The sequence below is a fragment of the Nocardioides allogilvus genome (assembly GCF_003047285.1).
GTDB classification, from domain to species: Bacteria; Actinomycetota; Actinomycetes; order Propionibacteriales; family Nocardioidaceae; genus Nocardioides; species Nocardioides allogilvus.
Map to the genome: position 1 here is coordinate 1 of NZ_PZYX01000019.1, position 14487 is coordinate 14487.

Annotated in this window: 12 protein-coding genes; 2 read left to right on the plus strand and 10 right to left on the minus strand. The window is 65.2% G+C overall.

What is annotated here, in order from left to right; genetic code table 11:
• Positions 1-70 precede the first annotated feature (70 nt).
• The 10 genes from C9J87_RS18705 to C9J87_RS18750 form a co-directional block, all read right to left on the minus strand.
• A complete protein-coding gene (locus C9J87_RS18705) occupies positions 71-589 on the minus strand; it encodes an MOSC domain-containing protein (protein WP_107706300.1) in 519 nt (172 codons plus the stop codon).
• Between the two features lie 78 nt (positions 590-667).
• A complete protein-coding gene (locus tag C9J87_RS18710) occupies positions 668-997 on the minus strand; it encodes a DMT family transporter (protein WP_198016932.1) in 330 nt (109 codons plus the stop codon).
• A 508-nt stretch (positions 998-1505) separates the two neighbouring features.
• Positions 1506-2687, minus strand: coding sequence for a sugar ABC transporter substrate-binding protein (locus C9J87_RS18715; protein ID WP_107706301.1), 1182 nt, complete (start codon positions 2685-2687; stop codon positions 1506-1508).
• Between the two features lie 803 nt (positions 2688-3490).
• The gene (locus C9J87_RS18720) at positions 3491-3985 is read right to left on the minus strand and encodes a (2Fe-2S)-binding protein (RefSeq protein WP_036489985.1); all 495 of its coding nucleotides are present in this window, start codon (positions 3983-3985) and stop codon (positions 3491-3493) included.
• A complete protein-coding gene (locus C9J87_RS18725; protein WP_198016931.1) occupies positions 3982-4869 on the minus strand; it encodes an FAD binding domain-containing protein in 888 nt (295 codons plus the stop codon). Before C9J87_RS18725 ends, C9J87_RS18720 begins: the two co-directional genes overlap by 4 nt.
• A 177-nt stretch (positions 4870-5046) precedes the next feature.
• Positions 5047-6297: a PucR family transcriptional regulator gene (locus C9J87_RS18730; protein ID WP_010831411.1), complete on the minus strand. Its 1251-nt coding sequence runs from the start codon at positions 6295-6297 to the stop codon at positions 5047-5049.
• Positions 6298-6367: 70 nt separating this feature from the next.
• Positions 6368-7111 (minus strand): DsbA family oxidoreductase, encoded by a 744-nt coding sequence (locus C9J87_RS18735; RefSeq protein WP_010831410.1) that lies wholly within the window; start codon positions 7109-7111, stop codon positions 6368-6370.
• A gap of 2 nt (positions 7112-7113) precedes the next feature.
• Positions 7114-8190 carry an ABC transporter permease gene (locus C9J87_RS18740; RefSeq protein WP_036489983.1) on the minus strand — a complete coding sequence of 359 codons (1077 nt, stop codon included), beginning with the start codon at positions 8188-8190 and terminating at the stop codon, positions 7114-7116.
• A complete protein-coding gene (locus C9J87_RS18745) occupies positions 8187-9791 on the minus strand; it encodes a sugar ABC transporter ATP-binding protein (protein ID WP_010831408.1) in 1605 nt (534 codons plus the stop codon). The genes C9J87_RS18740 and C9J87_RS18745 overlap by 4 nt, the downstream gene beginning before the upstream one ends.
• A gap of 174 nt (positions 9792-9965) precedes the next feature.
• Positions 9966-12338 carry a xanthine dehydrogenase family protein molybdopterin-binding subunit gene (locus tag C9J87_RS18750; RefSeq protein WP_036489981.1) on the minus strand — a complete coding sequence of 791 codons (2373 nt, stop codon included), beginning with the start codon at positions 12336-12338 and terminating at the stop codon, positions 9966-9968.
• Between the two features lie 229 nt (positions 12339-12567).
• On the opposite strand from C9J87_RS18750, the gene C9J87_RS18755 reads away from it, so the two are divergent.
• Both C9J87_RS18755 and C9J87_RS18760 read left to right on the plus strand, forming a co-directional pair.
• The gene (locus C9J87_RS18755) at positions 12568-13638 is read left to right on the plus strand and encodes an alpha/beta hydrolase family protein (protein ID WP_010831406.1); all 1071 of its coding nucleotides are present in this window, start codon (positions 12568-12570) and stop codon (positions 13636-13638) included.
• 93 nt (positions 13639-13731) lie between these two features.
• Positions 13732-14082, plus strand: a complete 351-nt coding sequence (locus C9J87_RS18760) for a cupin domain-containing protein (RefSeq protein WP_010831405.1) — start codon at positions 13732-13734, stop codon at positions 14080-14082.
• Positions 14083-14487 lie beyond the last annotated feature (405 nt).

Consider the following 14487-nt stretch of genomic DNA (forward strand, 5'->3'; position numbering starts at 1 on the left):
GACTCGAAGGATCGCGCGGTGGCCGCGTCTGCGTTTGGCGTACACGCCGGTGACGAACTCAGCGACCGCGCTACACCACTATCGGGGACTCAACTCCGTCCACCTGTCGGCCGTCGAGCTCAAACCCCAGCGATCTCAACGAGGCTGACGAAACGATGGTGACAGGGTGGACGTCCCCACCTGCGCCGGGCTCAGCGCAGCGAACCAGTCGCAGGTTACGCCCGGCCAACTCGGAGAACCATGCGTCCCATGGCCCCGGAGTCCACCTACCATCGACCTTGCGCTCGTCGAATTGGAACGGGCGAACAGGACCTGCAGGGCGCACTTCGGCTTCGCAATGGACGACCGTTCGCCTACCGATTCGGAACGTGTTGGCGAGCGGGTCGTAGGTGGTCCAGTAGTCGAGAAAGATGGGGTCTTTAGGCACCGAGTACAGGCGTTCGTCGACGTCGACTAGGAAGAACTCGCGGTTACCGACGATCCCTGACGCTGTCACCTGGATGTGCTCGACTTCGCGGAGGGCGAATCCCTTCGTCGCAGTCGTGTACAGCTGTGCGACCGTTCCGACCCATTCGGGCTTCGTAACCACAGTGTCTCCCGATTCAACAGCGGGTATCGACTCGCCGTCGACGTGTCGTTCCCGGACCTGATCGCTATGCGCCGCCGATCAACCGTGGCGCGCACCCAGCTCGAGGGCAAGCACACCGGCGACTATGAGGGCCATGCCCAGAACCTGAGCACTCGTGAGGCGTTCACCCAAGAAGGTTGCGCCGATCGCAGCGATGGCGACAATGCCTGTCGCGGACCACAATGCGTACACGACAGCGACGTCCAAACCGCGCTGGAGCACCAAGGAGAGCAGGAAGAACGACAGCCCGTAACCGCCCAGAACGACAAGGCTTGGCAGGAGTCTGCTGAAGCCCTCGGATGCTCGCAACGACAGGGTGGCCATCACCTCCACAGCGATTGCCAGTCCTAGCAGCAGGTAGGTCACCATTTGTCTCCGCCTTGCGCCATGTCACTCCTGGGAACGGTCCGACGGTAGGGCGCATCCCTACCGGCGTCTGCGTGCCACGTGTCGGAAACCGTCAGCCGGTTTATCGCTTTCCGGCAACGACCCCGGCGGGTCGCTCATGGACTGTCGCCTGCTGCGCGGTGCCAGTCGCCGATACGGTCCAAGTCGGGGTCGTAGGAGAGCGGTGCCGAACCGTCACGCCTTGAATCGCCCGGGTTTGCGATCTCCGTCGATACCCAGCGGGGCAGCCCATCGCTGTTGGAAAGCAAAGGGCAGCGGCGGGGTCGCCGTCAATCGCGCCGGTCAGACGCTCGACGACACCGGGTCGACCGACGGTAACCATCAGATCCGAATGGTGAACCGAGCCATTGACGACCGGTAGCGCTCGCGAGAACTGTCCCCGGGCGCACACAAGGGTGCGAGACGCCAGCGAAGTAGTCAACTGTCCAGCGGGGGACGCCGCCGTGGGACGTCCCCCGCGCGAGCAATGTCAGGAAACGCCCCACATCGCCTTGTAGACGGGCTTGTAATCGATGTCGACCGACCATGCCTGGCCCTCGGACGGCAATCCGTTCTCGGCATCGAAGACTGCGATGCCGACCCCCGACGGGCCCTGGTCCTCGCCTGCCAACAGGCGGTTGATCATGTCGGCAGCAGCCCAGGTCTCATACCCCATGTCGTAGGCGAAGCCAGCGTCCTGGCCCTGACCCTTGCGGATGAGCTCCACGTTGGCCGGGAAGCCACTACCTGCGATGACAGCCAGCGAGTCATTGCGACCAGAGGCCATGACCGCTGCGGATCCACCCGTAGTCATCAGGTCGTCGTAGGAAAGTGCCATGCCGTTGGCGTTCGGGTTGCGCAGCAGCGCGGTCTCGATCTTCTCCTGGAGCGCGGGCCCGAAGTCAGCAATCTGCGCCTTGACCTCGGTGACCTTGCACGCCGGGCACTGTTCCTCCATGGCAGCCGCGAACCCCTCGTGGATGGCGTTGGTCACGACCAGCTCGGGCACGCTGACCTCGATCACATCGGCATCCTCGCCGAGCTGCGCCAGTAGCCACGTCGCCTGCGACTCCCCCATGGCCTTTGCCCAGTCAATGAACGTGCCTTGGCTGAAGGCGAGCGTGTCGGCGAAGTAGGACTCGGCCTGAGGATCCACATCCGTGCAGTCTGCGGCCTCTTGGGAGACCACGGGGATGCCCGCCTTCTTGGCTTCGGCCAGTGCGGTCTCGGCGAGGGGGCAGTCGATCGAGTAGAGCCAGATGACGTCTGCCTTCTGTGAGATGGCCTGCCGGATGCCCTCCTGGTATTCGGCCGGCTCGTACTTGCCGTCGTAGACCGTCAAGTCCCATTCGAGCAGTTCAGCCACCTCACGCGCGGCCTCGACCTGCTTGGTACCTGTGGGCGACTGCACGCCGGAGTTGACGATCGCAATTCGGGCTCCGCGCTGAGCGTCGGGACCCTCCGCGGGCGGCTCGGCGTAGCTCCCCTGTCCGTAGAACTCCGATTCCAGTGCTTCTGCAGCGTTCTGCGCGACGTCGTCGCCACCACCGCCACCGCCACCGGCTGCTGGCGTATCGGACTCGGTGCTGCATGCCGCTCCGGCGGCCAGTACGACGAGCGCCACTGAGGCGCCGGCGAGCCGGCGCACCGGCCTGTTGAATGTCGAACGCATCTTTCCTCTTTCGAGTGCATACAAGGCACGGGGTCAAAACCCGTCTGGAGGTGCGCGACCCCCACGCCGAGTGCGGGCCGTCGTCGCTGAAGAACTGCTGCGACCCATGAGTCGCCGTGATGGGCCTGGGCCCATCCCTAGGCGACTACCCGCGTCGCATACGTCCTGGTGCTCGGTGGCCACTGCGGAATCTGCGGGGACCTCCGCCACTGTGTCGTCGGGGCCTCGTGAGCCCGTTCGACGTTGTCAACCGTGAGTGGAAACATCTTGAGATTCAGGCGGACGCGACTGTTCCCTGAATCTGGCGAATCGGGCTTACCGCTGTGCGCCTTCCAACAAACGCAGCGTGGCGACCTGCGAACCTAGATCGCCTGTGCCTTCGAGTAGTCCATGGTCGGGGTCGGCGCGGGCTAGACAGGTCGATGGCGTGCCCAGGCGACGGCGCGGCTTCGTGCCCGCTGCTCGTTTTGTGCTCAAGCGACCGTGCCGTCTCACCGGCGAATGCCGACATGCTGCCGACGGATGCAGACCTCGAGTCGGGTCCCAGTGGTGAAGCGGTCGAGGGCTGGGACCGCTGCCTGCACACCGGCGTGGATGCGCCAGAGGACGTCCGCTTATCAAGCGCGTTCGATCATGCCGAACAGCCGGACGGCACCGGGGGCTGCGGCCACTCCGTGCCCGAGCAAAGGGCTCGGTCTGCGATCCCGCGTGTCGGGGGGACGTCAGATGGCGGGGAGGGTCACGCCACTTCTCACGCTGCGGGACGGCCGAGGCCGCATTCACGACCGGTCAGGTCTGACAGATCACGACTGAGATTCCGCATCGGGATCGGCCAGCTCGGCGGCCTCGTCGAGCGCCTGTCGGGCCGCCTCGACGATTTGCTGGTACCCAGTGCAGCGACACAGATTGCCCGAGATCGCCTCGCGAATCTCGTCGTCGCTCAGACGCCGCGCCTCGTTGTAGATCGGCAGGAGGGTCATCAGCATCCCGGGCGTGCAGAAGCCGCACTGGAGGCCGTGGCAAGCGGTGAATGCCTCTTGGAGTCCGTGCAACTTCTGATCACACGCGAGCCCTTCGACCGTGGTCAGTCGCCGGCTGTCGGATTGCACCGCAAGCATGGTGCAGGAGCGCACAGGCTCGCCATCCAGGAGCACGGTACAGCTGCCGCAAACGCCGTGCTCGCAGCCCACGTTGGTGCCCGTCAGCCCCAGCTCGTGCCGCAAGAAGTCCGACAGGAGCATCCGGGGCTCGACGTCACGCTCATAACCTTCACCGTTGACGGTCACACGAGTCTTCATGCGGATCTCCTATCGGTTCCGGCGTGGTCAAGCTCGAACGCTTGGCGTAGAGCGCGACGAAGAGATTCCGCGACGACGGCGCGCCGATACTCCTTCGTCCCATGAACATTGCTCTCAGGGGTCAGGTGTCGTTCTGCGCGGGCAACCGCGTCCGACACGGCCGACTCGTCGACTACACGGTCGAGCAAGGCCTCACCGAGCCCCTCAGCCGAGGTGGGACCAGGGCCGGCCGCGATCAGACCCGCGCGCACTCGCGTGCAGCGTCCCTGTTCGTCCACGCGGGCGCTGACCGCAGCCCCGCCGATGGCGTAGTCACCCTTACGCCGCGCGAACTCCGAGAACCCCCACCTGGTGGAATCGTCGTGCACGGGGAGCTCCACACCCGTCAGGAGCTCGCCGTGGTTGAGAGCAGTCTGGAAGTGGGAACCGAAGAAGTCCTGGCACGGGATGCGTCGCTCCCCATCGCGAGACCGGGCGACGATGGTGGCTTCAGTCGCGAGAAGCACCGCCGGGAACTCGGCCGCGCTGTCGCTGTGGGCGACGGCTCCACCGAACGTACCTCGGTTGCGGACCTGTGAGTGGGCGACCCAACCTGCAGCAGCTGAGAGCAGTGGAGCGTCCTGTTTCATGATGGGCAACTTCTGGATCTCTGCGTGTCGAGTGAGCGCCCCGATGTGCAACACGTCGCCGGCTCGACGGACGTCCCGCAGCTCGGAGAGTCGGGAGATGTCGACCAACACGGTCGGGCTGGCAAATCGCAGGCTGAGCAGCGGAATGAGGCTCTGCCCGCCCGCAATGAACTTTGCATCTTCGTCCGTGCTGACGAGATCGATGGCGTGGTCCACCGAGGTGGCGACCACGTACTCGAACGGCGGTGGCTTCACGGGCATCCCTCTCGTGGAACGTCGACTGGTCCCAACGCTGGTGCGCGTCCTGGTACGACGCCTTGTTCCGACTGTGCGAGCAGTCTGGTCACAGTGACGCAACATGCCCACTACGCAGTCGGGCAAAGGTTGGCGCCCTCTTGGTCGACACCTGACAAGAGCCGCCCGGCCAACGACCTACGGCGCTGCGGCCTCGGGATCTGGCCCTAGGCCCGCGTCCGCGTGCACCTCGAGATCGCGTAGGTCAGCACTGGACACCTGGCTCAGAACGTCAGCGAGGCGTAGTGCCACAGCCAACTCGTCCCGCCGAGCACCTATGGTCACCCCGAGCCGGGCTTCGATCGAACGGAGGCGATAGGCAACTGTGCGCTCGTGGACGTGGATGGCCTGTGCCGTGGAGGCCGCGTTCTGTCCGGACCGGAAGTAGGCCCGTAGCGTGGACTTCAGCAATTCTCCGCGCGGATCTTCCTCGTCATGGAGCGGGCCCAACTCACGCGCCACGAAGTCCTGGACGGCTTGGCGGTCCTTGAGCATCAGGGCCTCCAGCGCGACATCGCCGTAGTTGACCACACCCGCGCCCCGGAGCCTGCCGACTCTGTAAGCCTGCCACGCCTGCCGGTGACTCAACCGGAATCCCTCGACTCCATGTGCCACCTCGCCCAAGGCAAGGTGGGTTTCGCGCATCGCTCGTGCCGCCTCTGGCCGCTCCTCGAGGACACGCTTCAAGGTGGACGAACCCAGCCAGCCCAAGTACGTCCCGGACGTGCCGCTCACGGTCAGGTGCCTCGCGTCCAAGCTGACTGCCAGCGCGCGGATGTTGGCTTCGGGCGAGCGTCCCCACGCGACAACCGCCAGATGCTCTGCGCGGAGGCTGTAGCCGAGCTGTTGGACGTCGGCCGGCATGCCGCGCAGGATGTCGCTGACGACGGCTCGCCGCTTTCTGTCCTGACTCCTGAAGAAGTAGGCGTTGTGCTCGGCCTGGTACGCGGCAATGACGGCTTCCGTCACCTTGTTGTTCCAGCCGTATTGGTAGTCCGATGCCTGCCTGAGGACAGCCATGCGCCGCTCGTCCGAGTCGACCACGCGCAGGGTCTCCTCAAGAATGACGTCCCACAGAATCGATTGGCCCACCCGATAGGTGCGCAGCAACGAGTGCAGATCAATTCCAGCCTGGGCGGCTATGCGGGCTTCCTGAAGCGCAGCATCGGAGGGACGGTCGGGTGGCCGCCGCCCGCCAGCCAAGCCGTCGACGATGCTCGTGACGGCTGAGACGACGCTGGAGCGCTCGGCTTCGTTGTACACCGGGTCGTCCTTCTCGTAGATCTCAGGGACCTCTTGTGCGGACGTCCTCTCGATCGCCGAGACAAGTTCGGGGATACGCGCGCGGACCGCGTTCGCCACGACCTGCAGGTCGGTCTCGATCGTCATGAATCAATCCTAGGCGCGTCCTCGATTGGCGTCCCAGAGCAGTGAAACCCATCGAGCAGCGCGCACCGGCTCACGGTGCCACGACGGCATCGAGGGCCGCGTCCGCCCAAGATTCGTCGTACTGCTCGAAGCGGGGGAATCCCTCGCCCGGACGCGCCGTCCAGTGGTAACGCACCCCGGGATTGTGCTCCGCGTAGCGGTCCTTGACGAAGATGTGAGGACTGCCCTGCACCGGCAGCGCCGCCGCGGTGTGCCACTGGGAGAAGACCTCCCCGTAACCCCGCCCCTGCTCAAGAGCCGATTCGAGTGCGGGCAGGTAGAGCGAGGGACACCCCTCAGCAGCCGTAAGGATCTCGGAGTGCACACTGATCGGTCGGCCATGAATGTAGAACGCCTGACGCAGAGCATGGTCCAGCTCGTCACTGGCACGGAGGCCGCCAACACTGAGGGCCTTCGCAGCCTGGACGGAAGCCATGGCTGGCATCGTGGAAACCACGTACTGCCAGTCGGGGGCGGTCCAAGGCTGCCAACCGAGAGCCGGCACCAGTCCGGCGATGGCAGTTACCTCGACATCGATGATCCCCTTCGGCGTGCCGCGCTTGTTGAAGAGCTCGAGCGGGAATGCACGGTGGTCGATGAGAATGTCGATGTCTCGATGTAGCACCCGAGACCGCAAGGTGTGCAGGGCAAGGCTCGCCCAAGGACAGCCGATGTCCGACCAGACGGTGATGACGCCATCGGTGGTGTTGACCAGCGCTGGGTCCTGGAAGGGGTCCCCCAGGTGCTCGGCAGCGCGATCGGTTCCGGCCGTCACGATCAGGTGGTCCGTCGGCGGTACAGCACGGAGGCCAGAGCGACGCCGGCGATGAGAGCACCACCGTTCACATAATCGTTCACGTAGGGCTCGACGCCGGCCAGGCTCAGCCCGTTGTTGAGCACAGCGAGGAAGTAGACAGCGATGATGGTGCCCCACACGTTGAACCGCCCCGGCCGAACCGATGCAGCGCTGAGGAAGGCAGCTGCGAAGGCGGGCAAGAGGAACGTCACTCCAACGTTGGGAGACGCGCCACCCGCCCGCGAGACGTAGAGAAGCCCTCCCAGGGCGCACAGAAGCGCCCCGACGACGAATGTCGCCGCACGCAGCCCGTCGGTCCGCAGACCGACCAGCTTCGCCGCCTCCATGTTCGACCCGACCGCGTAGATCTGGCGGCCGAGGGAAGTGTGATTCAGGACGAAGTAGGTGATCGCTGCAATCACGAGGAGGGTGACGAAGATGACCGGAACGCCGGCGACAAGGCCCGTTCCGAAGTTTGTCATCGCCTGCGGGATGTCGCTCGCTGGGGCCAGGCCGCCAGTGCGTTGCAGGATGATGCCTGCCAGGATCGTCGACATCCCCAGGGTGGTGATGACGCCATTGACATGGAGGCGAGTGACGATCAATGCGTTTGCCCCGCCGACCACCAGACCGATCGCGAGAGCAAGCGCCACGGCCACCAGCACGCTACCGTTGGATGACACTGACGCGGCCACCATGATCGCCGACAGCCCGGCGATGTTGCCGACCGAGAGGTCGAACTCTTGGCAGAGCAGCGGGAGCAGCGCTCCCAGCGAGATGACTCCGATGACGGCCTGGCTGGCGAGCAGGATCCGCATGTTGGCCACCGTGGGGAACGTGGATGAAGTCTCCGACCAGAAGCAGAAGAACAGGGCAATCACACCCAGGAGAACCAAGAGAGCATAGGCCTCCAGGAAACCTGCGAAACGTGCCTTGCCTGTGCGGGATCGGACCGCCTTTCGCCTCTGCTCTGCCTCGGCGGCGTCGACAGGAGCAGGCGACGTCGCCGCGTCCGAGGCCGCGACGGGCCCGTTGGTGGTGTCTTGGGTGTGACTCATAGTGCCTTCTCCTGTGCGTACACGATGTCGTTGAGGATGTCCTCGGTCAGAGGCCCGCCGACGCTGTCGACGATCTCGCCGCCGCTGATGACCACGGCGCGTTGAGCCAGCGCTGCCAGCTCCCCGAAATCTGAGGAGACCACCAGGACGGCCGTACCGGCCGACGCTGCGGCGCGCACGAGTTCGTGGATCTCGTTGCGAGCGCCGATGTCGACGCCCTGCGTCGGCTCGTCGAGCAGCAAGACGTCTGGACGACGTTGCAGCCACCTCGCCAGGATGACCTTCTGCTGGTTTCCGCCCGAGAGGGCTGTCAACGGCGCAATGGTGCTGGGCGCGCGGACCCCGAACTCCTGGATCAGCCGGTTGGCCGCCTTGCGCTCCCGCGAGGGCCGGATCCATCCCGCCCGGGAATGTTCACTGAGCGATGTGATCGACAGGTTCTCAGCGATGCTGAGTTCCGGCAGTGCAGCTTCGCGCAGGCGGTTCTCGGGGACGAAGGCCACGCCTCGCTTCATCGCGGTCCGCATGTCGGATGACGGCACCGTGCCCGATCGCACCGTGACTTCGAAGTCATCCCGAGGAACGGCGCCGAAGATCTGCTTCAGCAGGCGCGAGCGACCCGAGCCGAGTAGGCCGGCGATGCCGACGATCTCGCCGGCTCGTAGCAGCAGCGATTCGCCCTCCAGACCGCTCGCCGTACGACGACTCAACGTGAGCGCCGTCTCTCGGAAACCCGCCGCATGGGAAAGGTGGACCCTGCTCGCAATCGCATCGTTGGCACGCCGCGAACCTCCGGCATGCGTCCCAGACGTCGATCCGGTGATGCCGGCCACGAGGGTGTCGTGGCTGATCTCGGTGCCGATGAGGCGTGAGGCGACGTTGCCGTTGCGGAGTACCGTCACCTCATCGGTGATGGCGGTGACCTCTTCGAGCCGGTGCGACACGTAGATGATCGTCTGACCGTCGGCGGCGTACCGTCGCAGCGCGGTGAGCAGCACGTCAACCTCGTGCTTCGGCAGGCTGGCCGTCGGCTCGTCCAGAACGAGCACGCCGCGCTCGTCGGTGTCGTCCTGGTCCTGCAGCGCCCTGGCGATCGCCACCATCATCTGAGCTGCAGGGGACAGTCGAACCAGATGAGTGTCGGCGGCTACGTCGATCTCGAACCGGTCGAGCACCTGCCTGGCCCGCGCCTTCTGAGCACTCCAGTTGATGGACCTGACGGCTGTCGACTCGAAGCCGCGCCCCAGCGCCAGGTTTTCGGCGACCGTGAGGTCCGGGAAGGTCGAGTTCTGCTGGTGGACGAAGTGCAGTCCGGATGCCTTTGCCCGCGCCGGCGTGTGAGACCGCGCATCGATCCAATCGCCCTTCAGCGCCAGCTTGCCCTCGTCTGGCGTGACGACGCCCGCCAGCATCTTGATCAACGTGGACTTTCCAGACCCGTTGCCGCCCATCAGACCGTGGATGGCACCGGTCGTCACCTCCAGGGACACTCCGTCGAGGGCGCGGGTGGCGCCGTAGGTCTTGCTGACGTCCTGCACGGCGAGCGCAACCTTCCTCGCCTGCTCGGCCCGGGTTGGCTCCGTCGCTGTCTGCTCGTTCATTGGTGCTCCTGGTGGTGGCTGCTCTGCGCACGGTCCGTGCTTGGTCCGGCCATCGGTGCCGTCCCGGCCTCCCGGACCGAGAAGACACGCAACTGTGGATCTTCGGGAGCGAGTGCGGCTATTCGATTCCGGACAATGCGAGAGCACCGTTTGACGTGTTCAGAGTGTCTTGACTCACATCGGCCCGGCTTCGTCGTTGCGCGCGATCGATTGCGACCTCCGCCAGAGCGTCTCGGGTGGGACTGGCACCTTGATCGTGCGAACCCCCTCGCCGAAGGCATCGTCGATGGCACCCGCTACGGCCGCGCCGACAGCAATGAGGCCCACCTCTCCCAAGCCCTTGGCGCCGAACGGGTTGTTCGGCGTAGGCGCGTCCTCGGTCATGAAGAAGTCGACATCGGGCACATCCAGCGAGGTCGGCAGGAGGTAGTCCATGAACGAGGTCGCCAACGGTTGACCGGATTCGTCGTAGAGGAACTCCTCATACAGCGCACCGCCGATGCCTTGCGCTGCCGCACCGATCACCTGGCCACGGGTGGTCATCGGGTTGATGGCTCGTCCAGCCTCCGTGCTGGTGAGGAAACGCCTCAATGTGTGACCCCCGGTAGCCGGGTCGATCTCGATCTGAACCAGGGTGACGCCGTAGGGATAGTTCATGTGCTCGTCCAGATAGACGGCCTGCGCGCCAAGACCCGGTTCGTCATTGGCCAATCTGGCGGACCACCCGTCCCATCGCTCGGCAATCTGCCCCAGGCTCAAGCCCTCCTGCTCGAGCCCGGACACCACGATGCGACCGTCGATCAGGATCAGGTCGTCGACATTTGCCTCCAGCATCTCACTGGCGAGCCTCTTGGCCTTGGCCAGCGTGTCGAGGGCAGCCTGTCGCGCCGCTCCCCCGGCCAGGACCGTCGAGCGACTCGACCAGGAACCGACCCCCTCTGGCACGAGCTCGGTGTCGCCATGGATGACGTCGATGAGCTCGGGATCGACCTGGAGCTCCTCGGCCACGATCTGCGCCAACACCGTCTCGATGCCCTGCCCGACAGATGATGCGCCTGTCCGAACTCGGATCCGTCCCGACGCATCCACGTCGATGGCGCTCGTCTCGTACAGCCCGAGGCCGGCCTTGTCCATCAGCATGCCGATGCCGTTGCCCACAAGGCGTCCCTGTGCTCGGAGCTCCGCAGCCTCCCGCTGCCACTCGTCGAAGCCTGCTGATTCGAGCGCCTTGTCCAAGTGGTCGACCACATCACCCGAGTCGAAGTGGTAGGGCTCGAAGCAGATGTCCATGCCCGGGACGAACGGGAGGTCGGCTTCGGTCAGCAGGTTGCGCCGCCGGATCTCCACCTGCGAGATGCCGATCTGTTCGGCCGCGAGGTCGAGGAGTCGTTCGCGAGCGAAGGTCCCTTCGTACCTGCCTGGCGCACGGTAGGCGGACAGCGGAGTCTTGTTCGACACCACGACGTGAAGGAGGCCGTCGTACGCCGGCACTCGGTAGGGGCCCGGGACCATCCCGACGGTGATGTCGCTGACGAGCGGCTCCGCCTGCCGGATGAACGCTCCGTGGTTGTGCCAGATCTCGTCCTTCAATGCCAGCAGAACCCCATTGGCGTCGAACGCGGCCGCCATCTCATGCACCTGCTCGCGAGCGTGCGCGTTCGCCACCATGTGCTCGAGCCGGTCCTCGGTCCACTTGACTGGACGCCCTAAGCGCATCGCCGCCCAGCCGACCATGATGTATTCGGGGAACACTCCGCCCTTGACGCCGAAGTTCCCTCCGATGTCGACGTGCTTCATCCGGAGATCCGCGAGCGGCAGTTCGAGGACCTGCGCGATGAGGCGCTGGCAGTCGTGCGTGTGGACCGGGCCCCACATGAACAGTTGCTTGCGTCCGCGGTCCGGCTCAGCGATGCAGCCTCTCGTCTCCATGGGGACCCCGGAGTGACGCCCGACCACGTATCGGCCCTCGACGACATGGGCTGCCTTCTTGAAGGCGCTGGCAACATCGCCGTACGCCTTGACGATCCGCACGGCCTCGTTGGACTGTCCCTCGAAGAGTGGTTCGGCCTCATCGGTGAGCGCGTACTGAGGGTCGAGCACCGGGGGAAGGAGGTCGTAGGTCACTTCCACCAGTCCAGCGGCGTCCTCGGCCAGGTAGGGCGTGTCAGCGATGACCGCGGCAACGGGCTGCCCGACGTATCGGACGCGGTCGGCTGCAAAGACCGGGTGCAGGTAGTCATCGATCTGTGGATAGACCTCGTGGTAGCCGATCTGTTCGAGCGGCACCTCAGCATCGATGTCGTCGGCGGTGATGACGAGCCGGACTCCTGGAGACCGTCGCGCGGCGGATGCATCCACGGAGACCACTCGCGCGTGCGCCTCCGATGAGCGCACCACGCTCATGTACAGCTGTCCATGGATGTCGACGTCGTCCACGAAACGTGCATCGCCCCGCAGGAGCCGCGCGTCTTCACGACGACGCACGGGCTGCCCCACGTATCGCTTGGCTGAAGGGCCGAGGCCGCCGGAAGCGCCGGGTCTACTCACTGCTCGTCCTCACTTCTGTGCGATGTACCGAGAGTCGAAGTGTCACCAGCCACCACGCGTTGCGCTGCTCGCAGGCGGGAGAAGCGCACCCGCACATTGGGCAGAACATGTACATGCGCGGGCCTCTTGCTAGGTGAGCAGCAAAGAGATGCCTAGGTTTCGCGGAACATGTAGACGGACGACGGGCGCGAAGTGGGGAAGATGCTGGCTCCCGACCTATGGAGAAGAGATGACGACCGAGACCCCGCATGTCCCGACGGCAGAAGAAGAGATGCTGAACTGGGGCCGCCTACTGATGGACGGTCTGCCGTTCGCTGACCTCCTGGCCGCCCAGCGTCGGGATGCTGCTACGTCGTGGTTCGACTTCTGGATGGCGAAGGCGGACGAGTACGAGGCCATGGGTGACACGGCCCTTGAGGACGGAAACGACCTCACGGCTGGCTACTGGTTCTGGGTCGGATCGATGGCTGCGCAGTACGCGCAATTTCTCTGGTTCGACGAGCGCCGTCCGAAGGGCCAGCTCCGCAAGGCAGGGCTCTACCACCGAGCCGCCCCCCTGCTCGACCCTCCGGCTGAACGGGTAGACCTCCCCATCGACGACACCGTCATCATCGGCTACCTGCGCCGGCCCAAGGGAGCCGACGGGCCAGTCCCGTGCGCGGTGCTGCTCGGCGGCCTCGAGAGCACCAAGGAGGAGAGCTACATGTTCGAGAATCTCCTGCTCGAGCGAGGCGTTGCCACGTTCACGTTCGACGGCCCGGGCCAGGGTGAGATGTTCGAAGACGTGGCGCTTGCCGGCGACTACCACCGCTACACCTCGCGAGTGGTCGACTACCTCGAGACCCTTGACCTGACAATCGACAGGGACCGGATTGGAGTACTCGGCCGCAGCCTGGGTGGACATTACGCGCTGCGTGCTGCCGCGATGGACGACCGCTTCCGCGCGTGCGTCACCTGGGGTGGTTTCGTCCAGATGGACGACTGGGACTTCGAGTACCCCATGACCAAGCTCAGCTGGCAGTACGTCACCAAGTCGCCCGATCTGGCCACTGCGCAGGTGCGGGTCCGGGACGCCATCGACGTGCGACCGGTGCTGGCCGGACTCAAGGTCCCCACCTACGTCTTGCATGGCGCCAAGGACGAGACGCCCATCACGGAGCTGGACGTCCTTCAGGAGTACGCGGTCAACGCTGACATCACGATCGATCTCGAGCCTGAGGGCGACCACTGCTGCCACAACCTTGGCCCTGCCCCGCGCCTCCGCATGGCGGACTGGCTGGCGAACCAGCTTCGCCCCTAGACCGGCTCCGCGCGGCGTACGCGACAGCAGCGCCGCGCGGGCCACACCACACCCATCACGGCAGCCACACGGCTGCAGAACGGTAGGAACGCTATGGATGAGATCAAGGCCGTCGAGTCAGGGACCGTCGAACTGGAGACGTGGCAGCCCGACGGGGTCACCATTCACGAAGGAGACCCCAAGGGGCGGGGATTCACCCTCTTCGAGAACTACGAGGGAGGGGCCCGGGCGACCGGGGTCTTCGAGTGTGAGCCGTCCAAGACCACCTACACGCTCGAGTTCAACGAGATCATCTACGTCCTGGAGGGCGAGGTCACGATCGAGCTCGAGAATGGCTCGCGCGTGGACCTCAAGGCGGGGATGCAGGCGTTCCTTCCTGCCGGACACGTCTCGACGTGGACCTTCCACACCAAGTTCCGGGAGGTCTGGGTACTCGCCGACTGACATCGCACATCTCAGGCTCGCTCTCCGCCCCGGTCGTCGCTGACGACCGGGGCGGAGGTCATCTCAGGTCTGGCCCGATTGATCTACGCGGTCAGCTGAGCGACGACGCCCGCTAAGTCGTACCGTGCACCCAGTAGCCGGCATCCCCCGCTCGGCTGCGTCGACAAGGCACGGTCTGGTGGAAGATCAACCTCGTGCACTACCGCCGGTGCCACATGCACGGCGTCAGCGGTTCATCCCCCGTCCCGAATTTGCCGCGGCCACTCTCTGGGTCACACGAAACGAGTACCACGAGGATGAGTCCTGCGGGACGCGCAGCTCGATGGGTCAGCTGAGTCCAGGTCGCGCCGATTGCTCTGTGATGAGCGGTGATGATCATCGCGTCCGGTAGCGCGTCCGATGTCG

Coding starts and splice junctions, on each gene's coding strand:
- C9J87_RS18710 (WP_198016932.1), bottom strand. CDS start 997: ATGGTGACCTACCTGCTGCTAGGACTGGCAATCGCTGTGGAGGTGATG.
- C9J87_RS18715 (WP_107706301.1), bottom strand. CDS start 2,687: ATGCGTTCGACATTCAACAGGCCGGTGCGCCGGCTCGCCGGCGCCTCA.
- C9J87_RS18720 (WP_036489985.1), bottom strand. CDS start 3,985: ATGAAGACTCGTGTGACCGTCAACGGTGAAGGTTATGAGCGTGACGTC.
- C9J87_RS18730 (WP_010831411.1), bottom strand. CDS start 6,297: ATGACGATCGAGACCGACCTGCAGGTCGTGGCGAACGCGGTCCGCGCG.
- C9J87_RS18740 (WP_036489983.1), bottom strand. CDS start 8,190: ATGAGTCACACCCAAGACACCACCAACGGGCCCGTCGCGGCCTCGGAC.
- C9J87_RS18745 (WP_010831408.1), bottom strand. CDS start 9,791: ATGAACGAGCAGACAGCGACGGAGCCAACCCGGGCCGAGCAGGCGAGG.
- C9J87_RS18755 (WP_010831406.1), top strand. CDS start 12,568: ATGACGACCGAGACCCCGCATGTCCCGACGGCAGAAGAAGAGATGCTG.
- C9J87_RS18760 (WP_010831405.1), top strand. CDS start 13,732: ATGGATGAGATCAAGGCCGTCGAGTCAGGGACCGTCGAACTGGAGACG.